Source organism: Catenulispora sp. MAP12-49 (assembly GCF_041262705.1).
Taxonomy (GTDB): domain Bacteria; phylum Actinomycetota; class Actinomycetes; order Streptomycetales; family Catenulisporaceae; genus Catenulispora.
The window spans coordinates 67032-91330 of record NZ_JBGCCP010000012.1 but is presented as its reverse complement, the minus strand read 5'-3'; the positions used below and the strand labels follow the sequence as shown (position 1 = coordinate 91330).

Genomic DNA, 24299 nt, shown 5'->3' with positions numbered 1-24299 from the left:
CCTGATCGACGTGAGTGTCAGCTCCGCGTGAAAGCGGCGGCATGGTCCGCCGCCCACGCGGCGAACGTCCGGGGCGCACTGCCGGTCACGTCGGCGACGGTGGTGCGCACCGGAGATTCGTCCAAACTCCCGTTGGCATAGAAGTCGAGGAACGCGTCGATGTACCGCTGCGGCGTACCGTCCGCGACCATGGACTCGCGGGCCTGCTCGTCGGTGAGCCCTTCGAAGCGCAGCGGCCGATCCAGGACGCCGGCCACGATCGCCACCTGGTCGCGGGGGAGCAGCGCCTCCGGACCGGTCGGCAGCAGCGTCGCACCGGCGTACCTGTCCGGCTCGGCGATCACCGCCGCGATGACGGCGCCCAGGTCCGCCGGATGCAGGCAGGCGGTGGCCACGGTCGGGAAGGGCAGGGTGACGGTGTCGCCGTCGCGCACCTGCCCGGCCCACCGCAGCGCGTTGGTCATGAACGCCGACGGCCGGACCACGGTGTACGGCAGCTTCGACTCCGCCGCGGCCTGCTCACTGCGCACCATGTACTCCGTGACGGCGTTGGACATGTCGCCGCTCCCGGCCGACACCCCCGACAACTGCACGACGTGCCCGACACCCGCTTCGCGCGCCGCCGCGTACAGGCCCGGCATGTCCGCGTAGCCGGGCAGCAGGAACAGCGCCTGCGCACCGTCCAGCGCGGCGGCCAGCGACGCAGGCTCGTTCAGGTCGCCGATCACGGCCTGCACGCCATCCCCGAACCGCGCCGCGTCCGCCTCGCCCCGCACCACCGCACGCACCGGCATGCCCGCCGCGACCAGGGCCGCCACCAGGGATCCGCCGACGTTGCCGGTCGCTCCGGTGACCACGGTCAGAGCACTCATCGTTCCGCCTTCCAGCCGATCTTCGTTTCCAGCACGAGGATAGTCAGCGGCCTTACTCAAGGAGAGGTTCGCGCTTGGCTGGCCTTGCCGGTGCTTCGATCGCTGGTGGCTGTGGCGCGCGGTTCTGGCGTGGGCGGGTGCGCTGGTGCGGTCGGGTGGTTGGTTTTAGAAGCTTTTTACGGCTTCGCGCATGGTTTACGGGGTCCGCTGGTGGCGCAGTTCGGTGGAGCCAGGCGTGATGCGTCGGCGGTCGGCGGTTTCCGTGGGCACCCGCGACGGTTCGGCTTTGTTCCGGTTCCGTACGGGGCTGGGCTGCTGCGTACGTGCCGACGGTGGAGCCGGCGTGGACGCCGGCTCCACCGCTGCCTGCTCGATCAGCAGGTGAGGTTCCCGCCGGGTGAGACGCCGAGGACTCCGGTGATGCTCTCGTAGTCGTTGACGCGGTCCTGCATCTCGGCGGTGTTGCCGCCGTTGCACTCGATGCTGCCGTTGATGGCCCAGATGGTCTGGCCGAAGCCGGAGCCGTTGACCATCGCGTTGTGCGCGGTCATGGTGCCGGGTCCGTTCTGGGTCATCCAGTACCAGAGGGCCGACTTCCATGAGGTGGCCGAGTCGGTGGCCACCAGGTCGGGGTTGTCCAGGAGGTCGACGCCGATAGCGTTTCCGGCTGCGTAGTAGTTGAAGTTCCAGCTGATCTGCAGCGGGCCGCGGCCGTAGTACTGGTTGCTGCCGGCCGGGCAGCCGTAGGGCTCGCTGGCGCAGTAGTTGCCGGACTGGTCGATCTCCCTGATGTAGACCAGGCCGCCGGTCTCGTGGTCGACGTTGGCCAGGAACGCCGCGGCTTCCTGCTGCTGCGTCGCGGTGCTGCCGGTGGTGGCGAAGGCGGGGAAGGCGCTCAGGGCGGCGACCAGGCCGTCGTAGGTGTAGAAGGAGTTCCGGTTCGGGAAGATCTGGTTGAACTGCGCCTGGCTGACGACGAAGCCGTTCGAGCCGCCGCCTCCGCCGCCGCCCCCTCCGCCACCGCCGCCGGTGCAGGTGTACGGCGACCAGTACCAAGTGCTGATGGTCGGGTCATAGCCGGGATTCGCGTTGGTGGCTATGTAGAGGTTGCCGTTGGGCGTGTAGGTCACGATGGCGCCGACGTTGTAGTACTGGCCGGCGACCCAGGCCGGGTAGCTGCAACTGCTGCCCCCGCCGCCTCCGCCGCCGCCCCCGCCCGAGGTGCACGCACCCTGATCCACCCAGACGTCCTGGGCGTTGTTGCCGGGGATGTCGCCCTGGGTCCACCACTTCGCGGACCAGTTGTCCCCGTTGTACGAGGCGCTCTGTCCGCCGGTGTAGGCGACGGTGGAACTCCACGGCGCGGCGCACGCGGCCGAGGCGTGGGCGGGCGTGGCCGGCAGGGCGATGAGCGCCAGACCGAGCATGCTGGCCAGTACGGCCAGCAGTGCCAGCAGCCGAGTACTTCTCGGTCTGTGAGTAAGGGTCATGAGCCACTCCTCCGTGGGGGAAAGGTGTGAGCGGGGTCACTTCGGAGTGAACAAAATTGGTACAGACCAGTCAAGGCGTTTTGCCAAAAATTGGTCCAGACCAGTAACGGGTCAAGATCCTTGCTTGATGGCTGCGGCGCGGGTGAACCGGCCTGCGAGCGCGTTCAAGTGCTCGCGCAACTCCTGCGGGGACTCGACCTCGAACTCCACGTCCAGCATCCCGATCGCCAAGGCGACCAGCGCGTAGGAGTCCGAACCCATCTCCAGCCGGCAGGAGTGTTCGTCGAGCGGGGTGATGATTCCCTCGATGCGTCCGGTGAGTTCCTCGGCGGGGACGTGCACCCGGAACACCGAGCGGTACGGCCACGGGTCGAAGGAGATCGTACGGCGCAGGTACGCCGCGACGTCGCCGTCGGGGGAGGGGCGGTGCGTGAAGCGCCGACCGTTCGGGGTTCGCAGGGCCATGCGATCGACGCGGAAGGTCCGCCAGGCGTCCCGGTCGGTGTCCCACCCGACGAGGTACCACCGCCGGCCCCAGTGCGCGATCCGGTGCGGCTCGACGGCCCGGCGCGTGGCGTCACGGTGGTGGCTCAGGTAGTCGAACCGCAGGGTCTCCGCGGCGCGGATGGCGGCCGAGATGGCGGTGAGTGTCTCCGCGGTGATGTCGGCGCCGGTGTCGTAGCGCGGCGGCATGGCCACGACCGCGGCCCGCAACGCAGCGGCCTGATGCCGCAGCCGGTCCGGGAGGACCTGCTCGACCTTGGTCAGCGCGCGCAGCGAGGCTTCCTCGATCCCTGTGACGCTCCCGGTCGCGTTGCTCTGCAGGCCGAGCGTGACCGCGATGGCCTCGTCGTCGTCCAGCAGCAGCGGGGGCAGCTTCGCGCCGGCCCCGAGCCGGTACCCGCCGACCGGTCCCATCGAGGCGTGCACCGGATATCCCAGCTCCCGCAACCGGTCCACGTCGCGCCGGATGGTGCGGGTGGTGCATTCAAGACGTTCGGCCAGCTCGGTACCGGTCCAGTCGCGGTGCGTCTGGAGCAGGGACAGCAGGCGCAGCAACCGTGCGGGGGTGGTCTCCGACATGGGACCGATCTTCTCGTATGTGTAGGACCGAAACTGTCCTACATGGGATAGATGCTTAATCCATGAGCGGCACTTCCTCTGAAATCAGCCCTTTCCGCATCGACGTCCCGCAGGCGGACCTCGACGATCTGAACGACCGGCTCGCGCGCACCCGCTGGCCTGACGCGCTGCCCGGCGTCGGCTGGTCCTACGGCGTCGACCGTGACTACCTGCTCGACCTCGCCGAGTACTGGCGCACCGGTTATGACTGGCGCGCGCACGAGGCGCGGCTGAACGAGATCCCGCAGTTCACCACGGCCGTCGACGGGCAGAACGTGCACTTCCTGCACATGCGCTCGCCCGAGCCCGACGCCACGCCGCTGGTCCTCACGCACGGCTGGCCCAGCACCCCGGCCGACTTCCTCGACATCCTGGGCCCGCTGACCGACCCGCGCGCCCACGGCGGCGACCCGGCCGACGCCTTCCACGTGGTGGCCCCCTCCCTGCCCGGCTTCGGCTTCTCGGGCCCGACCCGCGAAAGCGGCTGGGACGTCCCCCGCATCGCCCGCGCGTGGGCGGAGCTGATGGCGCGCCTGGGCTACGAGCGTTACGTCGCACAAGGCGGCGACTACGGCAGCCTCGTCTCCTGCGCCCTGGGCCGGGTGGCGCCGGAGGCGGTCATCGGCGTGCACGTGAACGCCCTCGCCGACGCCGCGACGGCGTCCGGCTCGGGGCAGGAGCTCAGTGATCTGTCGGAGGCGGACCGGCAGAAGGCTGTCGCGAACCAGATGTGGTGGTTCGGCCACAACGGCTACGCGACGCAGATGGCGCTGCGTCCGCAGACGATCGCCTACTCCCTCAACGACTCGCCGGCCGGGCAGCTGGCCTGGAACCTGGAGTGGTTCGTGGACTGGGATCCGACGGCCACCGACCACGCGCCGATCGACCGCGACGCGGTTCTGACGAACGTGGCGACGTATTGGCTGACCGGGACCGCGGGTTCGGCCGCGCGGCTCTACCGGGAGTCCGGGACCTCGTGGGGCAGCAAGCCGGAGCCGTCGGGGGTGCCGACGGCCGTTGCGAACTTCCTCGGGGACCGGGCTGTGCGCGGCCTCGCGGAGCGGGCGAACAAGGTCGTCCGGTGGCGGGAGTATCCGGTGGGCGGGCACTTCGCTTCGTTGCAGGCGCCGGCGGAGTTGGTGGGAGATGTCCGGGAGTTCGTCCGGACGCTCCGGAACGCGGATTAGGGGCGCCATCCTCCGGCGTTCGAGCACGATTCGCGCGAGATCCCGGAATCCGTCTTGGGCCACGAGCCGTACTTCTTGTCGTGGAGATGGGCGAAGAAGTAGCACATCTCCTCCAGCTCCTCATCGGCCTCGGCGTTGTTCGGGTCGGCGAGGACGGCGTAGTACGTCTCGCGGCCCGAGGCGACGATGTGTCCGCGGGCATAAAGGAATCCGTCGTCCGAGCCGTCGGTGACGGCCTGGATGTCCGCGCGGTCGATGTCGTACAGCTTGCGCTCCACGACCCGGTCGAGGTCGGTGAGCTCGCTGGACGACATCGGCTCGCAGAGGTCTGACAAGGCTGTCAGGAAACCCTCGGTGGAGCCGTCGGACTTCGACCGCGCCTCGGTCAGCAATGACCAGAAACGGTTTTCTTCGTCGTCGGTGGGGAGTCGCGGACCGCCACGCTCATCTGTCGTCATGCCGAGCGACGATAGTCCCCGCCGCCGACAGCATGTGAACGCCGGGCTCAGCCCCGGCGCGGCAGCTCGTGCACACGGACATCGCCGAGGCGCCCGTCTTCCAACGACGCGGTCAGGTAGGTGGCGTAGGGCTGCCGGCGCCGGTCGGTGGGCGAGCCGGGATTGAGCAGCCGCATGCCGCCGGGGGCGTGGCTGTCCCAAGGGATGTGGCTGTGCCCGAACACCAGGACGTCGACACCGGGGAACTCCGCCTCGCACCGCTGCTCGCGCCCCTTGGCCGGACCGGTCTCGTGCACCACGGCGAACCGGCACGACTGGAGCTCGACCTCCGCCACCAGCGGCAGTCGCGCCCGCAGCTCCGGCCCGTCGTTGTTGCCGTAGACCGCGACCAGTCGTCGGGAGCGCTGCTGCAGCACGTCGAGGGTCTCGGCGTCGACCCAGTCGCCGGCGTGGAACACGACGTCGGCCGCGTCCACCGCGTCGAGCAGCGGCTCGGGGAGCAGCCGGGCGCGGGTCGGGACGTGGGTGTCCGCCATCAGCAGCAGGCGCAAGCGGCTGCTCCTTCGTCACTCGGGGCTACTCGGGGTCATTCGGGTCACTCGGGCGGCGGGCGTCGATCTGCCCATGCTACGACAGCTCGACGTCACCGGATGGGGGTATACGCGCAGGTTCCGCGCATGTGCCCCAGGCTTCACAGCCGCCCCAGGCGCCGCCCCAGACCCCGATGGGGCAGGACGACGCGGCTGGGGCGCTCTATCGGCGCGGGCCGTAGCCGCCCCTGCGGCTGCGACATCGCCGAAACGGGCGAATCATGAAGACATGGCATGGATCCTTCTCATCATCGTCTTGGCTGTGCTGTTCGGCGTCCTGGGCGTCGTGATCAAGGGCCTGCTGTGGCTCCTGGTCATCGGCATCGTCCTGTTCGTCATCGGCGTGGGCGTCGGTGCGGTCAGGTCCCGGTCCCGCAGCGGCACCCACACCAGGTGAGGGTCAGGTAAGGGTTCAGAGCCCGGCGGCCAGCCGCAGCGGCTCCGAGCGCGGCCCCAGCTGCTCACCGCGCGCCGAGGTCACGTCGAACTCGTAGACGTGGCCCGCCGTCAGCCCCTGGGCCAGCCAGTGATCGCCCAGGACCGGGATCGGCCCCATTCGGCGCGGCTGCCCGAGCGTGACGTCGCGGAGCGCGACCCGGTACGCGGAGGCTCCCCGCACCCGGCTCCACTCAAGCCTGACGCTCGCGGTGTCCTGGGCCCGCGCGGCGACGATCGTCGGTTCGGCCAACGGAATCTCGTACGGCCGCGTCCGCGGTGACCGCAACGCCACGCTGCCGACCCCGAACCGCCGCAGCGCCTCGGCGAAGTGGCCGGCCATGACCAGCTCGCCCGCCGCATTCGGATGGATGCCGTCGTAGGTGTCGGTGTCGGAGTCGAAGCCGCTGTGCACGTCCACCAAGGCGACCGGCGACTGCTCCGTCGAGAGGTCCGCGAGGGCCGAGGGGAGCTTGGCGTTGTAGTCCCGGATGGCCTCCCGGAACCACTCGTTGCCCCACGTGCGGGTCCCGGCGACGTTCGCCACCAGGAAGACCGCCGAGGGTGCGCCGGCGCGCGCTTCGGCCACGACGGCCGCCAGATCCTCCAACGCCCGGTCCGGCGGTCCGACCATCGCGAGGTCGTTGAAGCCCAACTGGACCAACAGGAAATCCGGGTGTTCGGCGGCGACGTGCTCGCGCACCGCCGACTTCGCGGAGTTCGCCGTCCATCCCGGGCGCGCGCAGTGCCCGCCCTCGAAGCCGCCTTCGCGATAGGCCCCGGTCATCGGGTTGCCGACATCGGGTCCTGTGGGTACCGGACGTCCTTCCACCAAGGCCAGAAGCACCGGGTCCTCGTACATCGAGAAGGTCCCGGTGTGCGGGCCGACGAACTCGGCCGCCGTGCCCGTGCGCCGGAAGTGCTGTGCCAGCTGCCAGCGCCACGTGTAGTCGTCCTGCATCCCGCTGGCGAGCGAATCGCCCAGGACCATGATCCGCGGTGGCCTCATGATTCTCCTTTCGCCGTCAGGGAGAGCGGGTACCCAGACCCGCGAGGCTTAGACGGCGTGATCCGGATCGGTTTCGGGGTCCGGGACCGGGCCGATCTCGGTGAACAGGGTCCTGATGCCGGCCAGGTCCAGGACGCGCTGGACCGGTTCGGAGGGTGCGGCCAGGGCGATGTCGCGGCCGTTGGCGGCGGCCCGCTGCATGGCGTGGACCAGGACGCGCAGCCCCATGGAGTCCAGGAAGGTGATGCGGGAGCAGTCGATGACCAGGTCGCAGGTGGCGTCCCAGGACTGGTCGAGGTCGTTCTGGAACCGGGCGTGGGCGGCGAGGTCGACGTCGCCGGCGACGGTGAGGACCACGCGGTCCGCGATCCGTGTCGCGGTACTAGAGAACTCCATGGCCGGCTCCTTGGTATGGGCCCCGATGCGGCGTCGGGCCGCCGTCGGTGGCGGCTCCAGCTTTCGGCATCGCCGACAACTCTGTCAACTGATACATGAATTATGTCTCGTGTTTTAGACTTCGGGGGTGGGTTCACCCAGACGTTCGACTCGGGCACCGAAGGGTCCTGAAGCATATTCTCAGCGGGCACCGGCCGGGGCCAAGACCGGAATCGTTTGTCGAGCTCCGGCGGCGGGCGCGCTCGCGACAGGCCCGGAGCGCGTCCGGCGTGACCGAATCGAGGCCGGATCGCGGCCATTCCTCGCCCATTTGTTCGTTTAGCCCGCGCCGGAGCGGTAATGCGTGGTCAGTCGTTCATGGTGAGGTGAGAGCATGAGCAGGCTTCCCTTCGCTGCTCAGACCCTCGATCCGGCGGAGTCCTTCCGCCACGAGGCGTTTCTGTATTCCGGGGATGAGCAGTTCCTGGCCGGTGCCACCGCCTTCGTGCGCGACGGGCTCGACGCCGGCGAGGCGGTGCTGGTCGCCGTCGTCGCGGCCCGCGCCGCGGCGCTGCGGCGGGCGCTGGGCCGCGACGCCGACCGCGTCGAGTTCCTCGACATGGCCGGCACCGGCCGCAACCCCGCCCGCATCATCCCGGCCTGGCAGGACTGGGTCGACCGCAACCTGCCCGCGCCGCGGGGCTTCCGGGGGATCGGCGAACCGATCTGGAGCGGCCGCACCCCCAGCGAGATCACCGAATGCCGCACCCACGAGCACCTGCTCAACACCGCCTTCGACAACGGACCGGCTTGGTGGCTGCTGTGTCCCTATGACACCGAAGCGCTGGCGCAGCCGGTCCTCGACGGCGCGCGGCAAAGCCATCCCAGCGTCGTCGACCACGACACCAGAGAACCCAGTGCCAGCTACTCGCGATCCGGGTTCGGCCAGACCGCCATGTCCGATGATCCCCTGGAGGAACCCTCGGGGCCGGTGTGGGAACTCGGCTTCGATCTGGCCGGCCTCAGGGAGCTGCGCGCTCACGTCGCGAAGTTCGCCGAGCCCGTGCTGGGCGGCCGGGGCGCGGACGACGCCGTCCTGGTCGTCAGCGAGCTCGCGGCGAACAGCATCAAGTACGGCGGGGGAGCGGGTGTCCTGCGCCTGTGGCGCGACGTCGCGGCCCTGGTGTGCGAGGTGCGGGACGACGGTGTGATCACCGATCCCCTGGCCGGCCGGCGCCGGCCTTCCGGCGGGCTGGGCGGGAAGGCCGGGCTGTGGATCGCCAACCAGGTGTGCGACCTGTTGCAGATCCGCTCGGCGCCGGGGCAGGGAACCGTTGTCCGTGCTCGCTTCGGGGGCACCAGCCGGGTCGTCTAGCCCAGATTCGCGGCGGTCTGCACCGCGACCAAATCGTCGGCCATCGCGTGCAGCCGAGCCGGGCTCAATTCCTGGCGCAGCTTCGGGAACTCTTCGCGTTCCTCGTGTTCGGCGTGGTTGAGGACGGCCTTGCGCAGCCGCTCGAACCAGGCGTCGAACTCCTCGGAGTCCGCGGTCACGTTCGCGACTTCGGCTTCGGCGATCAGCTGGTCGGCCCGCTCCTCCTCGCCCAGCCGGTCGGCGGCCGTCCGCTCGCCGTTCTCGATACAGGAGCGCGTCACGGGGTGGACCACGCGCTGCTCGCCGAGCTCGTGCGAGCGCAGTTCGCGCACGACCTCGGAGAACAGCCGGTGCTTCTCATCCCCCTCGGCGTTCGAGGTCCGCGCCATCAGGTCCTTCAGCTGGGCGTGCTGGGAGACCAGGACGGCGACGACGTCGTCGTGGGTGGCCGGGGTGTCTGGGCTGTTCGGAGTGGCCGGGGTGGCCGGGACGGTCCCGTCGCCAGGCGACTTCTCTTCCACGTACTGGCGGAACCGGTCAAGGTCGGCCTGGATCTGGAGACGGTCCAAGCCGACGGCGCCGCCGGCCTTCTCCAGCAATCCGCCCGGCTCCCAGGCCAGGTCCACGGTGACCCGGGTGTCGCGGTCGGAGATCGGCTCGAACGTCACGACCCCTCCGTGCCGTACGTCGCCGTCGACGCTGCGCCACGCGATGCGCTCATCGGGCAGCTGCTCGACGATCTCGGCGTCGAACTCGCGCCGCGCGCCGCCGACCTCGGTCACCCAGTGCGTGTGCCGGTCGTCGACCCGGCGCACCGCGATGACGCCGGACATGAAGTGCGGGAAGGACTCGACGTCGGTCCATTGGTTGTAGGCGGTCCGAAGCGGGACGTGGACATCCACGGACTTCGTCACGTCGTTCATCTATTTCGATCCCTTCTCCTGTGCGGCGCCGGGCGGCGCCCTACATGGGCGGCCCGGCACCACCACCGAGCGGTGCACCGGATGCGTCCCGCATCAGCGCCTCGAAGGCGTCGTGCGCGGTCTTCGCACCCCGGCACCTGTTGTAGGCGTCCTGCCGCTCGCGGAGAGCTGCGCTCAATTCCGCGGATCGCTGCCGGACTTCGGCCTCGGGAACATCGCCCGGGCCGGAATGCAGTCGCCTCCAGGCGGCCAGATCCCTCTCGGCCCGCCGCAAGGCGTTGAACTCTTCTTCGCACGTCATGGCTTCACCTCCGCCAGAGTGGCGGCTTCACACCCCGACACGGCCCTCGTGCCCCCGGCCGTGCCCGGGCAAACGTGACTGTGCGTAGCCCAGGCGGGGCGTCCGCTCAGGTCAGCCCGCCACACCCAGCCGATGCCGCAGCCGCTCCAGGATCTGGGACAGCAGCCGCGACACCTGCATCTGCGAGACGTGCAGCTCGGCACCGATCTCGGCCTGCGACATGCTCCGGAAGTAGCGCATGAGCAGGATCCGCTTCTCCCGGCCGGTCAGCCGGTGCAACAGCGAGGGCCTCGTACTCGGGGTCGTCAGCGGGAAGCTCGTGCAGGTGGAACAGCGCGTCCCGCGCCTCGGACCGCTCGCGGGCCCGTTCCTGGTCGGTCACGACGGACTCGCGGGCCCGTTCCTGGTCGGTCACTTGGGCTGTCGTGTTCATTCGTGCCTCCCGTCCGCGCGCTGTTTCCGGATCTCCACGCGGACGGCCGAGTCCTCCACATGCCATGCGAAGTGATCCACCAGCGCGGTGAGGATGGCGTCGGCGAACTCGTCGTCGTCCGGGGAGATGAAAACGTCGGCCTGCATCTCCAGGGTGATGTGCAGGCTCGGGCCTTCGACGACGAAGGCCGCCGCCAGCCCGCCGTCGTGGTCCGGGTCGCCGGCCGTGAGGCAGTTGCGCAGCAGGAACCCGCACGCCTCGTCCACCACCAACTGCAGGTCGGCGGTCTCGGCCGGGCTGCAGCCCAGCCGCGGCGCGAGCTGCCCGCACGCGCCGCGCAGGACCGCGATGTACTCGGGGCGGGCCGGTATGTGGATCGTGACGACGGTCCGTCCGGTTTCCGATCCACCCGGCCGCGTCCGCGGGCTTCCGTAGTCCATGGCGACAGCCGGGCTCATCGGATGCCCATCGGCGGATCACCGCCCGCGCCGGCCGAGCCGGGAGCGAACCAGCCTGCTGCCGGCGAAGAACGCCGCCACCGCCCCGGCTATGGAGGCCGCGACGCCGATCACGCGCATGGGCCAAGCGGACTTCTTCCGCTTCTTCGTCTGCTTCTGCGCTTGCTTCTGGGCCTGCTTCTGGACAGCGCCGACGCCGTCCTGCACCTTGTGTCCGGCTGCCTGGAGCAGGCCGACACTCTCGTCGATGATGTTCGTCATCTGTGACCACTCCTCTGGTTCGCTGCTTGTCGTGCTCCCGATGCCGCTTCGCGCGGCGATGTCAGCTGTCGATGAGGAGATGGAACGCCTCGCGACAGCGCAGCAGTTGCGCGCGCCAGGTCTCCTCGTCGGGAATTTGGTCCGCGGCGGGTCTTCTCACCGAGTCCGCGATCTCGGCGACCACGCGGGCGACGTTCTCGGCGAGCGCGGCCACCAGCCGTTCGGCGGCCTCGACGGCTTGCTGCGGGCTGGTGGCGAAACCGGTCTGCACCGACTGCCATTCGCCGAGGAAGGCCGCCCGCTGCTGGTCGTCGAGCAGTGAGACGTCCCGCGGCCGGGCGGCGGTGCCCTCGCCGAGTTCCTGGTCCGCCTCGGTGGCGGTGTGGACGTCGAATTCGTTCGTCATCACCCTGCTACTCCTTCGGGGTGTTCAGGCTTCAGGCTTCTGGCTTCAAGCTCAGACTTCGCGCCCGCGACCGCTGAACGCGTCGCGGATCCGGTCGACGACACCGAGGCCGGGAGCGGTGAGATTCCCCGGCGGCGTGTCGGGCGCGCCGGGATGGGGCCTGGTGGGGGCGAGCTTCTTGGCCGCCGAGACCATCTTGCCGATCGCCGCGAGGTCCTCGGCGGTGCAGACGGACCGCAGCCGGGGGAACAGGATCCGTTCCTCTTCGGCGATGTGCACGGTGACCAGGTCGACGACGAGCTGCAGCGTCGCCTCGAACGCCGCGTCGCCGGGCTGCATCCCGTGGAGTTCCTTCAGGCTCTGCTCGACCAGCGCGTGCTCGTGGATCTCGCGGTCGGCCAGGTCCGCGCCGCCGTCGACGTTGAGCCGCACCGCGGGGTACAGGAACTGCTCCTCGACCGTCGCGTGCCGGACGAGCTCGATCGTGACCCGGTCGGCCAGGTTCTTACGCCGCTTCGGATCGGCGCTGTCCCGCGTCCTGGCCAGCTCGTCGAACAGTGCCCGGATTTCCCGATGATCGTGGGTGAGGACGGCTATGACGTCGTCGCTTGAGGTCTCGATCATTGAAGTCGCTCCTCCCGCATCGCTCCGTGTCCACCGATCCGGCGGATCCGGCGGAGTCCTCCGGGTGTCCAGTCGGATCGGCGATAAACGGTGGCGCGGGAGGCGGAGCTGTCGCTGTCTGTGCTGTCTGTGCTGTCTGTGCTGTCTGTGCTGTCTGTGCTGTCTGTGCTGTCTGTGCTGTCTGTGCTGTCGGCTCGGCCGGCCGGCGGTGCCGCGGGTGGACCGGCCCGGCCGGGGCGGCCTGCTCGCATTCCGCGCGGATCAGGTCCCGCAGTTGCCCCGCCGACGGACGCTTACCGGGCTCGCGGCGCAGCGTCGCGGCGAGCAGCGCACGCCATCGCGGCGAAAGTCCTGCCGGGATGCGCGGCGACCTGGTGACCACGCCGGCGATGCGGTCCTGGGCCGGACCGGGATACTCAGGCTGTCCGGTGAGCGCTTCCAGCAGGACCAGCCCGAGACAGAACACGTCCGAGGCGGGCATCGGGCCGGAGCCCTGTGCCTGCTCCGGCGCCATGTATCCGGCGGTACCCACCACCAGGCCGCTGCCGGTGTGCACCGGCCCGTCCCACGCGTGGGCGATCCCGAAGTCGGCCAGGAAGATCCCGCCGTCCGGTTCCACGAGGACGTTGGCCGGCTTCAGGTCGCGATGGACTATGCCGCGCGAGTGGATGTGGTCCAGTGCGTCGGCCAGCGCGACTCCCAGCCGCGCGACCTCCGCCGGCGGCAGTGGTCCGCGCCCGATGATCCGGGCCAGATCCTCGCCGTGGATCAGCGGCATCACGAGGTAGCGCCACGCGCCGTCGCGGCCGGCGTCCAACAGCGGGACGAGGTTCGGATGGCCGACCGCGGCCAGCAGCCGTGCCTCCTCGGCGAAGCGCGCGGCGAAGTCGGGGCGGTCCGCGCCGGTCTTGAGGACCTTGACCGCGACGGCGCGCCGCAGGTGGAAGTCGGCGGCTTGGTAGATCTCGGCCGCACCGCCCAGCCCGATGCGCTCACCGAGCCGGTAGCGGTTTCCCAACAGACCCTGGCTCACAGCGGTAAGACTCACCGCAGCCCGATAACCGCGATCCGCTGCTTCACACGTCCTTGAGTGATTTATCCCGGTCCACAGCCGTCTCGGCGAAGGGCTGCCCCGACAGCAAGGCCAAGAAGGGGCCCACCCGCAGATCGCGCTGCGCCGTGTGGCGGAAGCCCAGATCCAGGTTCACGGCGTAGTGGTTGCGCCGCCCGACCCGGCTGCGGGTCACGTATCCGGCGGCCACCAGGTCGGCGACGATCGCGGCGGTCGCCCTCTCGGTGATCCCGGCCGCGGCGCTCAGCTCCCTGATCCGGGCCTGCGGATCGCGGGCGATCTCCACCAGGACGTGGCCGTGCGAGGTGAGCAACGTCCATGCGTCGCGTCTGCCGTCGCCTGCTGCCACGTCGCGATGATACCCGCGGAAGCGCGAATCGTGATTAATTCTTCGGGTATTCCCCGCCGGGCGGGGGCCCGGGGAACTCCGGCAACGTCGGGAACTCTGGCAACGTCGGGAACTCTGGGAACTCCGGGATCGCGGGCTCCGAGGCGGTCAGGGGCATCGGCGCGACGACGGTCGGCTCGGCGGCGGCGGCGAGCGGGTCGGCAACCGCGGCGAGCGGGTCCGGCAGCGCGACGACGGGGCCCATCACGAGGTCTTCGGCGGGGACGCCTTCCTCGAGCGCCATGGAGCCGACCAAGTCGGTGGTGCCGGCGAGCATCTCCAGGAACGGCCCCACCAGCAGACCGTCCTGCGCCGAGTGCCGGAACGGATTCTCCATGTGCACCACATAGCGCGTGCGCCGTCCGACCCGGACACGCTGGACGTATCCGGCCCGTTCGAGGTCGGCGATGATGGCCTGGGTGGCGCGCTCGGTGATGCCGATGATCGCGCTGATGTCCCGCACGCGGGCCCGCGGATTGCGGGCGATCTCCACGAGGACGTGTCCGTGGGAGGTGAGCAGCGTCCACTTTCGACGTTCCTCTGCCTCCTCCATTCCTCCACCATATCCCTGTGGCAATGGAACGAGGTTGACGCCGGGTCCGCTGGCCGGGGTTCAGCTTGTTTTCTGGGCCTGCGCGGCGTGCGGATCGAGGTCGGCGAGCGTGAGCGGATGCGCCGGCGGATCGGGGAGCGCGATGCGGCTCGTGACGTGCAGATCGGGGCCGACATGCAGGAGTTCGCCGGAGCGCAGCGCCCGCCACCCGGGATGGTCGTCGAGCCGTTCGCTGGCCACGACCATGGACGACAGCTCGGCGAGACTGTCGGCCCGCACGCGCAGGCGCCCGCCGCTGCCGTTCTGGTCCAGCCGGCGCCCCCGATGCGGACCGTCGGCACGCCGTTCCAGCACGTAGAGGCTGTGCGTCTCGGGATACCGCAAGGCCCACAGGCTGTCGGCGGTGGTCATCACGATGTTGAGAGCGAGCAGCGGCAGATTCTCGGCGACCCAGCGCGCCGCGGATTCCAGGCCGGCCGTCACGTCGCCAGCGGCGGCCTCGGTCTCGCGATTCACCAACGCGAAGAAGCGTTCTGAGTCGGTGTCACCTTGCACCTGCGCCATGGCGTCGCCGAGATGCCGATCGAGGATGTCCTTGCCCTCGATGACGCCGTTGTGCGCCAGCATGCGGCCTTCGGCACAGAAGGGGTGCGTGTTGCGCACGGAAAGCGCCCCGGTGGTCGCGTACCGGACGTGGGCGATGAAGGTCGCGGACTCGACGGTCCTGGCCTCCTCGGCGAAGGCCCGATCCTCGTACGCGGCGATCGGCGCCTTGTGCAGCACCGGCTCACCGCCGGGCCGGAAGTAGCCCAGCCCGGTCCCGTCCGGATCCCGCCTGCTCTGGGCGGAGAGGCTGTCCCGGGCGTCAAGGAGCCAGAACGTGGCCCGCACGCGCTGCGGAGCGCTCGTCATGGCGAACAAACGGCACATACGTGGCCGGGTGCCCGGCCCGCAGGGAAGTAAACGCCCGTTTCATCCCCGCACGACGGGCTACGAGGACGCCTCAGGACGAACCGCTCGACGAAGGGAACCACCATGAGCGTCGGTGACAAGGCCAAGCACGCGGTCCAGGACGCGAAGGGCAAGGCCAAGGAAGCCGCCGGCAAGGCCACCGGCAACGAGCGCATGCAGGCCGAAGGCCAGGTCGACCAGGACAAGGCGCACGCCGCCCACGCCGCCGACAAGGCGAAGGACACCGCGAAGAACGTCGGCCAGGAGGCCAAGGGCAAGGCCCGCGAAGTGGCCGGCGCCGTCACGGACGACGACGGCATGGAGGCCAAGGGCAAGGTGGAGCAGCTGGGCGCGCGCGCCAAGCAGCATCTGAACAAGTAGGAGTTCGCTGAGCGGCTGCTCGCCGACCGGCCGGCCCCGGGCTTTGCCGCCCGCCGGGCCGGTCTGCTGTTGTGGGCCGCCTGTACCGGCGGTGGCATCACGGGCTCGCTCGCTCGGCTGCTGCTCACTTCGGCTGCCGCTGCCTGCTGCTGCTTACGCCGCTGCCTGCTGCTGCTTACGCCGCTGCCGCCGCTGGCCGCTGCCGCCGCTGGCCGCTGCCGCCGCTGCCAGCGCTCCGGCCGCCCTTGCCGCCGCCGCCGCTCCGGCCGCCCTTGCCGCCGCCGCCGCTCCGGCCGCCCTTGCCGCCGCCGCTGCCTACTCTGCCCCGCCCTGCCGCTGCCGCCCTTGCCGCCGCTGCTTACTCTGCCCTTCCCCCTGCCCCTGCTGCTGCGGCCCTTGCCGCCGCCGCTGCGATGAGTCCGCGGATCTCCACCAGGTCCAGCCCCACCTGTAGCGCCCATTCGGAGCCCGAGGCGTGCCGCGCGCTGATCGCCGCGTCGGCCGCCGCCGCGAGCTGGTACAGCACCTCGGTGGTCACTTCCACCGGCGCCGCCCGGTCGGCGTGCGCGCGGTCGCTCCACAGGGCGGCGACCTCCTGCTCGGCGTGCGTGGCCGCGTCGGACCAGGCCACCGCCTCGTTGACCCGGGCAGCGGCGATGAGCCGGGTCAGGATGTCCTTCCCGACGGATGTGCAGCCCCGCGAAAGGCCGGCCATGGCGTCCTCCCGCCCGTGCTCATACCGCGCCTATACCTGATCTCCTTTTCATGCTTAATTTTACATATGAACGCTAGCAGAGGTCGGTCGTACCGGGGGAGCGGAACAGGGTGGGGCGCCACCCGGTTCGATATGATCGGGAGGTGGCGAATGACCGCAAACGTGACGCTTGGACCCTGTTGACGTCACACGGCCACGTCCTGGTCGAGATCGCCAGGAACCCCGACGCCAGGATCAGGGACATCAGCGCGGCGGCCGGGATCACGGAGCGTGCCGCGATGGCGATCATCGCCGACCTGGACGCCGCCGGCTACGTGACGCGCAGCCGCGTCGGGCGGCGGAACCGCTACGTCGTCCACCTCGACCTCCCGTTCCGCCACCCGGCTCAGCACGATCTGCTGGTGGGTCCATTCCTCAGGATGCTCGCCGAACTTCCGGGCGAGTCGGCGCCGCAGGTGGCCAAGGCCGCGAAGGCCCTCAAAGCCGCGAAGGCAGTGAAGGCTGTACAGAAATAGCGGCCTTAGGACCCTTTCTCGCCTTAGGACCCTTTCTCCGCGCCATTCCGCCGCCCCACCTCGAACGACACGGTCTTCCCCGCCTCATCGGCCGCCACTCGCAACCGGTCCACGGTGAGCTGCACCATCTCCAGCCCCCGCCCGCCGACATCGGAGGCCGTCGCGTGCCGGATCCTCGGCAGCCGCGCCGACCGGTCGGCGATCTCGCAATGCGCGCTGGTGGGACAGATCCGCGCGGCCACCGTCACCGGGCCGGCGCCGTGCATCACGGCGTTGGTCGCGATCTCGCTGTAGGCGAGCACGAGCCGATCAGTGTCCTCACATTCGCCCCACACCTCGGTGGCCGCCATCGCCAGCCACCGCCGCGAACACGACACGTCCGCGGGCGTCCCGGGAAACGACCAGGACAGGGAATTGACACGCGGACGGTCGGGCACCGCCCGACCCCGCTGCCCACCCGGTTTCCGCCGGACCGCAGCGCCCATGTCGACCGGTCCGGTACCGCGGGAATGCTGCATGACGCCGCCTCGCAATGTCGCCGATCCGAGCGCGACGGCCGACTGCGCGATCCGGTTCGCCCAGCGGGCATCGGCCACCGCCCAAGGGGCGCGGACGATGCGAATGCCGTCGCCAGTACATCGAAATGTCCCCGATCCCCGCGGCTAAACAACCGCCCCCGTTTGACGTGGGAAGACATGGACATAGCGGCCATGAAACACCGCACAACAAAGGAGGACACGATGACCGCATGGTTCCGGGTCTACCCGGGCTCGACCCTTCCGCGCCGCCTGACCCCCGAGGACATCGACTACCTCGACACCGCGATGAGACACGCCTACGGCGTCTTCGTCGACGACCCGGCCACCGGCCTGGATCTGGCCCGCACCATGACCGCCAGCGTCCTGAACGCCCGCGGCCTCGACGCCGCCACCATCCTGCGCCCCTACCACGCCCCGCCGGAATCAGACCCCGACGAGATCCTCCAGACCATGGCGGACCTGGCCGCCGCCATCGACCGCATAGCAGTCAATGGCGGCTGACCGACTAGCGTTCGCGGACGTAGTAGTCACCCAGAACCCCGTCGAACCGCCCGCTGGCCCGACAGCATCTGCGGAAACCGCCGCCCGGACCCGCAAGGGCAGGGGTCGGCTCCGCCGAGCTTCTCCATCAGTTCCTTACCGAGGCCGACACTGCGATCGCCCCGCTTCACCTGCGTTTCGCTAGAGGGAACCCCCGGCGACGCTTGGCGGTTCGCTCAAAAGGAGAGCTCGGTGTCTTCGTAGCGGCTCATCGTGACCACCTCCTGATCGGGGGCCTTCGTTAGACCCGCGGCGACATTAGCCGCCGCGGGTCGGCGACCGCCACCGAATTCCGAGGACGCGGCTTCACCGCCCCGCAGCGATGATCTCCTCGACCCGGGCCCGATAAGCCCGCCCCAGCGCGACCGAAGCCGGAGCGGCGGCCAACTCGTCGAACTGTTCCACGCTGATCGGCTCGCCCAGCGCCGTCACCGCGTCCAGATCAGCCGCCTGACACGCCGTCTCCACCTCGTCCAGCGGCTCGGCCGGAGGCGTCGGCAGCTGCCGGTCGAGCTTGTTCGCGAACGAGTAGAAGGCGTAGTCGAGCGCTGAGCGTGCGTAGTTCAGATCCTGGCGGCTCCAGACGTCGCGCACGAAGGCGACCGAGACCGCCGCGCTCTGGAAGCACCCCTCGGAGCCGCCCGGGTTCTCGACCGGGAAGTCGTCCGACCCGATGATCTCCTCCAGGCGCGCGCCGACCTCGGCGGTCACCGTCTTCGCCGGCGCCGCCACCAGGTACGCCAGGTTCATGCGTGCCGCGGCCTCGAGGAGCTTTCCGAACTCCTCGAAGTCCTCCTCGGCCTTCGGCAGGTCGCCGACGGCGGTGGTCCGGCGCGCGGCCAGTGCGACGACGACCGCCGCCTGGTAGGGCGTGCAGGCGGCGATGCGCTCGTCGATCCCGGCGGCCTGGCGGGCGTTCACGACGGCGGCGGCCCGTTCCTGCCTGGCCGCCTGCTCAGCCCTCGTCGTCGATGATCACCTGGAACTGGGCCCGGATCGCCTCGCGGACCTCCTCCGACTGCGCCTTCAACGCGGCGAGGTCCGCCTCCGCCATCGGCTCGGGGAGGGCTCGCACCGCTTCCATGTCAGCCCGTTGGCGCGCGACCTCGACGGCTTCGAGCGTCGGCTCGTTGTCGTGCAGGCCGGCGGTGAAGGCGTCGCTGGAGCTGAGGACCGTGAAGCCGTTCGTGGCGCTCTCGCCGGGCCGGGCCCAGGCGCGCAGCGCGTGATCGACCATCGACGCGACATTGACGTAGTTGGCGGGGACCCAGCCGTCCGGCTCCTCGTACTCCTCGCCGTCCGGGCCGAGCAGTTCCTCGAGGCGCTCCTTCAGCGCGCCGGCCTCGGCGGCGTCCACCTCGCCGGCGACGACCGCCTTGTCGATCGCGCGGAGCACATCCTCGATCAGGAAGGTGTAGCCGGGCGCGAAGGAGAAGTACTGGTCGATGTCGGGGAACTCGGCGAGCACGCCCACCCGGTGGGCGACCAGGCCGGCCACCACCGCCTGCTGGTAGGAGCTGAGCGCCTCGAACGAGCTCAGCATGACGTCTTCATCCCAGGGATCGTCCATGCCCCGTCACCGCCTCACCATGTGAACTGTGTTTCGCTGACAAGCTTGACGCCGGCGACGTCCTTCGCGATGGTCCCGCCCTTGCCGTCGAACAGCTTGATCCGTTGGGTCCGCAAAGGCCCCGTCAGCTGGGCAGCCCCGACCTTAGCACTGAACGGCTTGAACAATGTGTCCTGGCACCAGGGGCACACAGGACGGTTCGCCGCGCCGCCCAGAGGGGTCCAGCCGTTCTGCCGAATCGTCGCAAGAGCGCTGATTTCGGCGTCGGCGTCCATGCGGATGGCCGGGACCTCGTTGAGCCCGTTCTTCCCCAGTTCGTTCAGCACGCGCTTGTCGAGCGGACCCGCTCCGCTCCAGCCGACGACGTCGACCGGGTTCCCCTGCTTGTCGAGCGCGCGGATGATGGCGGTGCTGCGCCGGCCGGTGGCGCCGACCTGCTTGGCGTGCAGGGTGTCGACGCGATCCTGGATCGAGTTCAGCGCGTTCTGGCACAGCAGGCCCAGCGGGTCGAAGTCGGTCAGCGGGTTGGGGACGTACCCGTGATCATTGGGCGCCGGCGCCAGTCCCAGCGGGTCGGCACTCAGATAGCCGCCGGTGTGCGGGTCGTAGTAGCGGTGGACGTTGTACTGCAGCCCGGTCTCGTCGTCCAGGTACTGTCCGGGGAATCGCAGCGGGCAGTCCACCGCGTGGTCGGACGAGGCGATGGGCAGGCCGTACAGGCTCGTGGTGAGGTACCAGTCGACGGATCCGTCCGGGGCGACCAGCTCGGTCGGGGTCCCGGCCACGTCCGTGACGATCATGTGGAACGCCTCTTCGGCGGCCCGGGCCTCGGCGTGTCCGCTCCAGCTCCGCCGACGCTGCGCGACCGGGCGCCAGGTCTCCGCCGCCCCCGCGTCGTAGTCCCACGTCAGCGCCTCGCCGCCGGCGTCGTTCCAGACGGACTGCTCGATGAGCGTCCCGCCGTCCCAGGAGAACTCGACGCGGTCGGTGACCCGGCCGGCGACAAGGCGTTCCTTGCCGATCCGGCGGCCGAACGGGTCGTACGAGTACTGCCATACCGTCTCGTCCGGCAGCGTGACCCGTACCAGGCGGTCGTCGGCGTCCCAGTCGTAGACCCATTCCTTGCGCCCGCCGGACAACGTCCGCCGCAGGGCCCGGATCATCCGTCCCTGCGCGTCGAAGTCATAGTGGGTGTGGCCGGCGCGCCGGACCAGGGGGCCGTCGAAGTCGCGGTCGCGGCTCGCGTCGTCCTCGTCGCCGCGGGCCGCGCCCGCCGGGGTGTCCACCGCCGCCCGCGCGATGTTGCCGAAGGCGTCGTACGCGTAGGACTCGCCCCAGGTGGCCGCCTCGACCGCGAGCACGCGGCCCAGGGCGTCCAGCTGGTAGTCGCGGGTGCCGCGCCGGGAGTCGCTGACCCGGGTCAGCGTGTCGTCGGCGCGGTAGCTGTACGTGCGCTCCAGGAGCAGCTGCGCCGCGCCCGGCGCGACCGAGGCGCCGGCCGACGCCGATGCCGACACCGATGCCGACGCCGTGTCGCCCCGCCACAGCCGCTGCTCGCTGAGCCGGCCCTCCACGTCGTACTGCTGGGCCAGGCCGCCGCCGCCGAACGTGCGCTCGACCTCGCGCCCGAGCTCGTCGTAGAAGAACTCGAGCACGCCGGCCGTGGTCGCCAGCCGGGCTGTGCCGCGGGCTGTGTCGAAACCCCATTCGGAGACGGCGCCGGACGGCGTGACCCGCCGCACCTGGCGTCCGGCCGCGTCGTACTCGAAGCTGACCGTCCGGCCGTTGACGGTCTCGGCGACCACCCGGCCGGCGAGGTCGTGCTGGTAGGTCATCGAGGACGTCGGGCCCGTCGCGCCGAGCAGCCGGCCGGCCGGATCGTAGTCGTAGGTGAACGTCCCGTCCGCGGTGTGGCGCTCGAGGATGTCCCCGGTCACGCCGCGCAGGAAGCGCGTCGTCTGGCCCGCGCCGTTCACGCGTGCCGCGAGCTGGCCGATCGCGTCGTACGTGTACTGCTGGAGCCGTCCGGTGAAGTCGCGTTCGGCGACCATGCGCCCGGCGTCGTCGTAGGTGTAGGACCAGACTGCGCCGGCCGGGTTGGTGACCGCCACGAGGTTGAGCTCGGTGTCATAGGCGAACTCGTAGCGCGCGCCGGACGCGTCGGTCCGGGCGGTGATCTTGCCGAACGGCCCGTACTCGAAGCGGGTGACGCCGCCGAGCGGGTCGGTGTGCTCGACAAGCTGCCCCTGGACGTCGTAGGAGCGTGTCGTGCGCGATCCGTCGGGCGCCGTGTCCCACAGCGACATGCCGTCGACCGACCACTGCGTCCTCGTGGTGGCCCCGTCGGGCAGGGTCATCCGGACGACCCGGCCGAACGCGTCGCGCTCCAGGACGGTCGCGGGACCGTCGCCGTCCTGGACGGCGACAGGCAGGCCGGCGGCGTCGGTGGTGGTCCGGCGGACGGCACCGCCCGGGTCCACGACCTCCAGGACGCCGCCGTTGTCGCTGTACCGGTATTCGGTGACCGCTTGGATCGGGTCGGTGATCGTCGCGAGCCGGCCGCGGCCGTCGTAGGTGTACCGCCATACGGAGCCGTCCGGCAGCCGGACCTCGGTCGGCTGCGCCGGCCCGGCGAACACCCCGGTGATCTCCGTGCCGTCGGCGCGGCGGATGCACGCGGTGTTGCCGAACTCGTCGTATTCCCGGTGGGTCGAATGGCCGAGGGCGTCGGTGCCGGATATCAGGCGGCCGTAGCGGTCGTAGTCCGTGGTGAGGGCGTTGCCGAGCGGATCGGTGATCGACGCCAGGCCGCCGTGCTCGTTGTAGCGGTAGACGACGGCCTGGCCGAGGGAGTTCACGAGGGTGTTGGCGCGGTTGTCGTCGTCGTAGGAGAACGCGGCGTTCAGCACGCCGCCGTCGCCGATGGCGCGGACGACCCGGCCGGTCTCGTCGTACTCGTAGCCATAGCTGTAGCCGAGGCGGTCGGTCCAGACGGTGATGCGGTTGTCGTCGTCGTAGCCGTAGGTGTACGGCTCGCCGCTGTCGTCGACGACGGCGGTCAGCCGGCCGCGTTCGTCGTAGCCGAAAGTCCGGACCGGGACGTCCCCGTCGGCGCTCAGCAGCCGCAGGCCGGTCACCCGCGGACCGGCCTGCGCGGCGACGGTGTCGACCGCCAGGCGGTAGCCGCCGCTGTGCTCGACGCCGAACGGGGTGCCGTCGTCGTTCCTCAGGAAACCGATGCGGTTGCCGTTGCGGTCCGTGACCGACGTCAGGTCCCGGATCTCGCCGTCGTCGTCCCGGTGGTGGACCCTGGCGAACCGCCACACGAAGGCCGAGACGGGGTCCGTGACGCGGATCTCGTCGGCGTCACGATCCCATTCCAGCGGCCACCGTGCGCCCTCCGAGGGCAGGACGACGGCGCCCGCCTCGGGGACCGGGTAGTCCAGCGCCTGTGCGTCGTCGCCGACGAAGTGGATGCCCGCGGCGTTGACCGACAGCCGGATGTCCAGCGTGGAGGACCATCCGGGTCCGAACAGCCTCCCGTAGGGGTTGCCGGAGGAGTAGGCCCGTCGCAGGACCAACGGGAGCACGGCCTGAAGGTCGATGTCGGCCTCGGCGGTGATCATGTTCCCGGAGACGACGTCCACCGGGTCGCCGCCCTCGCAGGCGAACTTGTTGCCGCGGGCCCCGATCTTCTCGATCAGCTTCCCGCCGACCTTGTCCAGGAGCTTGCCGCCGGCGAACTGCAGGCCGAGCATGCCGGCGCCCATCAGGGCGTCGCCCCAGTGGCCCTGCATGGCGTCGCCGGCGATCTGCATGCCGGTGCCGACCAGGGCGATGATGTTGTCGGCCTCGGCCAAGGCCGCGGTGACCACGTCGACGCCGGGGATCCAAGAGGTGGCCAGGGCCAGGACGTCGAGGAAGGGGGCGAGGTCGTTGGCGATGTCGGCGATCTTGCCGCCCCACTCGGACAGGTCCTCGCCGACGTGGTCCCACCAGGACTTGTTGTGGATACCGTCGCCCTGGGCCTTGCCGAGCGCGCTCTGGCAGGCCTTGGCCGCCTCGATGCGGTCGTTGTAGGCGTCGTTGGCCTGCTTGGTCAACGACGCCATCTGGGCTTTGGCGTTGTTCAGGTTGGTCTGCGCGGTGTCATGCGCTGTTTGCGCATCCGTGACAGCCTTCTGATTCGGGTTGGCGGCCTGATTCTGTTGCGCCGTCTTCAGATCCGTCGCCGCATTGTTGGCCGTGGAAGTGGCGCGTTGCAGATCGGCATGCGCATCCTGCGCCTGACGCAGCGCCGTGTCGGCCTTGGTCTGGGCGGCCTGCAACTTCGGCGCATAAGCGGACAGAGCGTCAGAGGCTTCGCTGTAAGACGTATAAAGCTTCTGCAAACGCCCCGGCAGGGGACCGTATTGGCCCTTGAAGGCATCAGCGGTCTGACCTATCCACTGCATCGCCGCGGTGTCGGAACCGAACGAGTTCAGACTGTGGTACGCCGCCTCGACGTCGTGCGCGAAGTCGCCGAACTGCTTCGCCAAGGCCTGCACCGACTCCACCACGCCCGGAGTCGGATCCCCGTCCAAGCCCAGAATGTCCCACCCAGTCGGACGCGCCACGTGTCAGACCCCCCATGAATCGACCCAATGCCCTGATTTATGTCAAGGCTTCGTCATGCCCCCGACCGGAAAGCATATCCGCTTGACCAGGACTCTGACAGGCCGCGGCATCCCAGGAATGTGAAGCCCGACGTATTCCA

Annotated in this window: 30 protein-coding genes; 6 read left to right on the top strand and 24 right to left on the bottom strand. The window is 70.0% G+C overall.

What is annotated here, in order from left to right:
- Positions 1-17 precede the first annotated feature (17 nt).
- The 3 genes from ABIA35_RS22475 to ABIA35_RS22465 form a co-directional block, all read right to left on the bottom strand.
- Positions 18-872 (bottom strand): NmrA family NAD(P)-binding protein, encoded by an 855-nt coding sequence (locus tag ABIA35_RS22475; RefSeq protein ID WP_370344545.1) that lies wholly within the window; start codon positions 870-872, stop codon positions 18-20.
- Between the two features lie 374 nt (positions 873-1246).
- The gene (locus ABIA35_RS22470; protein ID WP_370359194.1) at positions 1247-2362 is read right to left on the bottom strand and encodes a glycoside hydrolase family 19 protein; all 1116 of its coding nucleotides are present in this window, start codon (positions 2360-2362) and stop codon (positions 1247-1249) included.
- A gap of 111 nt (positions 2363-2473) precedes the next feature.
- Complete coding sequence (locus ABIA35_RS22465; RefSeq protein WP_370359193.1) at positions 2474-3445, bottom strand: helix-turn-helix transcriptional regulator; 972 nt, start codon at positions 3443-3445, stop codon at positions 2474-2476.
- A 62-nt stretch (positions 3446-3507) separates the two neighbouring features.
- Here ABIA35_RS22465 and ABIA35_RS22460 point away from each other — a divergent pair, with 62 nt between their 5' ends.
- Positions 3508-4671, top strand: coding sequence for an epoxide hydrolase family protein (locus ABIA35_RS22460; protein ID WP_370359191.1), 1164 nt, complete (start codon positions 3508-3510; stop codon positions 4669-4671).
- Here the strand turns inward: ABIA35_RS22460 and ABIA35_RS22455 are convergent.
- Positions 4668-5129 (bottom strand): DUF4240 domain-containing protein, encoded by a 462-nt coding sequence (locus tag ABIA35_RS22455; RefSeq protein ID WP_370359190.1) that lies wholly within the window; start codon positions 5127-5129, stop codon positions 4668-4670. The two genes, ABIA35_RS22460 and ABIA35_RS22455, sit on opposite strands and share 4 nt — an antisense overlap.
- A gap of 47 nt (positions 5130-5176) precedes the next feature.
- The gene (locus ABIA35_RS22450; RefSeq protein ID WP_370359189.1) at positions 5177-5680 is read right to left on the bottom strand and encodes a metallophosphoesterase; all 504 of its coding nucleotides are present in this window, start codon (positions 5678-5680) and stop codon (positions 5177-5179) included.
- Positions 5681-5948: 268 nt separating this feature from the next.
- On the opposite strand from ABIA35_RS22450, the gene ABIA35_RS22445 reads away from it, so the two are divergent.
- Positions 5949-6116 (top strand): hypothetical protein, encoded by a 168-nt coding sequence (locus ABIA35_RS22445; protein WP_370344539.1) that lies wholly within the window; start codon positions 5949-5951, stop codon positions 6114-6116.
- A gap of 15 nt (positions 6117-6131) precedes the next feature.
- Here ABIA35_RS22445 and ABIA35_RS22440 read toward each other — a convergent pair whose 3' ends face one another.
- Together ABIA35_RS22440 and ABIA35_RS22435 are read right to left on the bottom strand one after the other, a co-directional pair.
- A complete protein-coding gene (locus ABIA35_RS22440; RefSeq protein WP_370359188.1) occupies positions 6132-7163 on the bottom strand; it encodes a GDSL-type esterase/lipase family protein in 1032 nt (343 codons plus the stop codon).
- Between the two features lie 48 nt (positions 7164-7211).
- Positions 7212-7559, bottom strand: a complete 348-nt coding sequence (locus tag ABIA35_RS22435) for an STAS domain-containing protein (protein WP_370359186.1) — start codon at positions 7557-7559, stop codon at positions 7212-7214.
- Between the two features lie 373 nt (positions 7560-7932).
- On the opposite strand from ABIA35_RS22435, the gene ABIA35_RS22430 reads away from it, so the two are divergent.
- Positions 7933-8913: an anti-sigma factor RsbA family regulatory protein gene (locus ABIA35_RS22430; RefSeq protein ID WP_370359185.1), complete on the top strand. Its 981-nt coding sequence runs from the start codon at positions 7933-7935 to the stop codon at positions 8911-8913.
- Here the strand turns inward: ABIA35_RS22430 and ABIA35_RS22425 are convergent.
- The 11 genes from ABIA35_RS22425 to ABIA35_RS22375 all read right to left on the bottom strand — a co-directional run bounded on the left by ABIA35_RS22425 (position 8910) and on the right by ABIA35_RS22375 (position 15262).
- On the bottom strand, positions 8910-9836 hold the full coding sequence (locus ABIA35_RS22425; RefSeq protein ID WP_370359183.1) for an SRPBCC family protein: 927 nt from the start codon (positions 9834-9836) through the stop codon (positions 8910-8912). The genes ABIA35_RS22430 and ABIA35_RS22425 overlap by 4 nt on opposite strands.
- Before the next feature lie 40 nt (positions 9837-9876).
- The gene (locus ABIA35_RS22420; protein ID WP_370344534.1) at positions 9877-10137 is read right to left on the bottom strand and encodes a hypothetical protein; all 261 of its coding nucleotides are present in this window, start codon (positions 10135-10137) and stop codon (positions 9877-9879) included.
- Positions 10138-10248: 111 nt separating this feature from the next.
- Complete coding sequence (locus ABIA35_RS22415; RefSeq protein WP_370359182.1) at positions 10249-10416, bottom strand: sigma-70 family RNA polymerase sigma factor; 168 nt, start codon at positions 10414-10416, stop codon at positions 10249-10251.
- A 150-nt stretch (positions 10417-10566) separates the two neighbouring features.
- Entirely contained in the window at positions 10567-11028 is a 462-nt protein-coding gene (locus ABIA35_RS22410; RefSeq protein WP_370359181.1) for an ATP-binding protein, read from the bottom strand.
- An 18-nt stretch (positions 11029-11046) separates the two neighbouring features.
- Positions 11047-11289, bottom strand: coding sequence for a hypothetical protein (locus tag ABIA35_RS22405; RefSeq protein ID WP_370344531.1), 243 nt, complete (start codon positions 11287-11289; stop codon positions 11047-11049).
- A gap of 61 nt (positions 11290-11350) precedes the next feature.
- The gene (locus ABIA35_RS22400) at positions 11351-11695 is read right to left on the bottom strand and encodes a hypothetical protein (protein WP_370344530.1); all 345 of its coding nucleotides are present in this window, start codon (positions 11693-11695) and stop codon (positions 11351-11353) included.
- A gap of 51 nt (positions 11696-11746) precedes the next feature.
- The gene (locus tag ABIA35_RS22395) at positions 11747-12319 is read right to left on the bottom strand and encodes a hemerythrin domain-containing protein (protein WP_370344529.1); all 573 of its coding nucleotides are present in this window, start codon (positions 12317-12319) and stop codon (positions 11747-11749) included.
- The gene (locus tag ABIA35_RS22390; RefSeq protein ID WP_370359180.1) at positions 12201-13352 is read right to left on the bottom strand and encodes a serine/threonine-protein kinase; all 1152 of its coding nucleotides are present in this window, start codon (positions 13350-13352) and stop codon (positions 12201-12203) included. Before ABIA35_RS22390 ends, ABIA35_RS22395 begins: the two co-directional genes overlap by 119 nt.
- 43 nt (positions 13353-13395) lie before the next feature.
- Positions 13396-13740 (bottom strand): helix-turn-helix transcriptional regulator, encoded by a 345-nt coding sequence (locus tag ABIA35_RS22385; protein WP_370344527.1) that lies wholly within the window; start codon positions 13738-13740, stop codon positions 13396-13398.
- Positions 13741-13774: 34 nt separating this feature from the next.
- A complete protein-coding gene (locus ABIA35_RS22380) occupies positions 13775-14332 on the bottom strand; it encodes a helix-turn-helix transcriptional regulator (RefSeq protein WP_370359179.1) in 558 nt (185 codons plus the stop codon).
- Between the two features lie 60 nt (positions 14333-14392).
- Positions 14393-15262 carry a class II glutamine amidotransferase gene (locus tag ABIA35_RS22375; RefSeq protein ID WP_370359178.1) on the bottom strand — a complete coding sequence of 290 codons (870 nt, stop codon included), beginning with the start codon at positions 15260-15262 and terminating at the stop codon, positions 14393-14395.
- Positions 15263-15367: 105 nt separating this feature from the next.
- On the opposite strand from ABIA35_RS22375, the gene ABIA35_RS22370 reads away from it, so the two are divergent.
- Entirely contained in the window at positions 15368-15664 is a 297-nt protein-coding gene (locus ABIA35_RS22370) for a CsbD family protein (protein ID WP_370344524.1), read from the top strand.
- Positions 15665-16022: 358 nt separating this feature from the next.
- Here ABIA35_RS22370 and ABIA35_RS22365 read toward each other — a convergent pair whose 3' ends face one another.
- A complete protein-coding gene (locus ABIA35_RS22365; RefSeq protein WP_370359177.1) occupies positions 16023-16379 on the bottom strand; it encodes a hypothetical protein in 357 nt (118 codons plus the stop codon).
- A gap of 143 nt (positions 16380-16522) precedes the next feature.
- Between ABIA35_RS22365 and ABIA35_RS22360 the strand changes: the two genes are divergently transcribed.
- On the top strand, positions 16523-16894 hold the full coding sequence (locus tag ABIA35_RS22360; RefSeq protein ID WP_370359176.1) for a helix-turn-helix transcriptional regulator: 372 nt from the start codon (positions 16523-16525) through the stop codon (positions 16892-16894).
- Between the two features lie 23 nt (positions 16895-16917).
- Here the strand turns inward: ABIA35_RS22360 and ABIA35_RS22355 are convergent, their stop codons facing one another.
- Positions 16918-17490, bottom strand: a complete 573-nt coding sequence (locus ABIA35_RS22355) for an ATP-binding protein (RefSeq protein WP_370344521.1) — start codon at positions 17488-17490, stop codon at positions 16918-16920.
- A gap of 144 nt (positions 17491-17634) precedes the next feature.
- On the opposite strand from ABIA35_RS22355, the gene ABIA35_RS22350 reads away from it, so the two are divergent.
- Entirely contained in the window at positions 17635-17934 is a 300-nt protein-coding gene (locus ABIA35_RS22350; protein ID WP_370344520.1) for a hypothetical protein, read from the top strand.
- A 26-nt stretch (positions 17935-17960) separates the two neighbouring features.
- On the opposite strand, the gene ABIA35_RS22345 is transcribed toward ABIA35_RS22350, so the two are convergent.
- The 4 genes from ABIA35_RS22345 to ABIA35_RS22330 form a co-directional block, all read right to left on the bottom strand.
- Positions 17961-18062 carry an SEC-C metal-binding domain-containing protein gene (locus ABIA35_RS22345; RefSeq protein WP_370359175.1) on the bottom strand — a complete coding sequence of 34 codons (102 nt, stop codon included), beginning with the start codon at positions 18060-18062 and terminating at the stop codon, positions 17961-17963.
- A 217-nt stretch (positions 18063-18279) separates the two neighbouring features.
- Positions 18280-18894, bottom strand: coding sequence for a hypothetical protein (locus tag ABIA35_RS22340; RefSeq protein ID WP_370344518.1), 615 nt, complete (start codon positions 18892-18894; stop codon positions 18280-18282).
- Positions 18895-18928: 34 nt separating this feature from the next.
- Positions 18929-19543 (bottom strand): hypothetical protein, encoded by a 615-nt coding sequence (locus tag ABIA35_RS22335; protein WP_370344517.1) that lies wholly within the window; start codon positions 19541-19543, stop codon positions 18929-18931.
- Between the two features lie 14 nt (positions 19544-19557).
- Complete coding sequence (locus ABIA35_RS22330; RefSeq protein WP_370359174.1) at positions 19558-24126, bottom strand: DUF6531 domain-containing protein; 4569 nt, start codon at positions 24124-24126, stop codon at positions 19558-19560.
- Between the last annotated feature and the right edge of the window lie 173 nt (positions 24127-24299).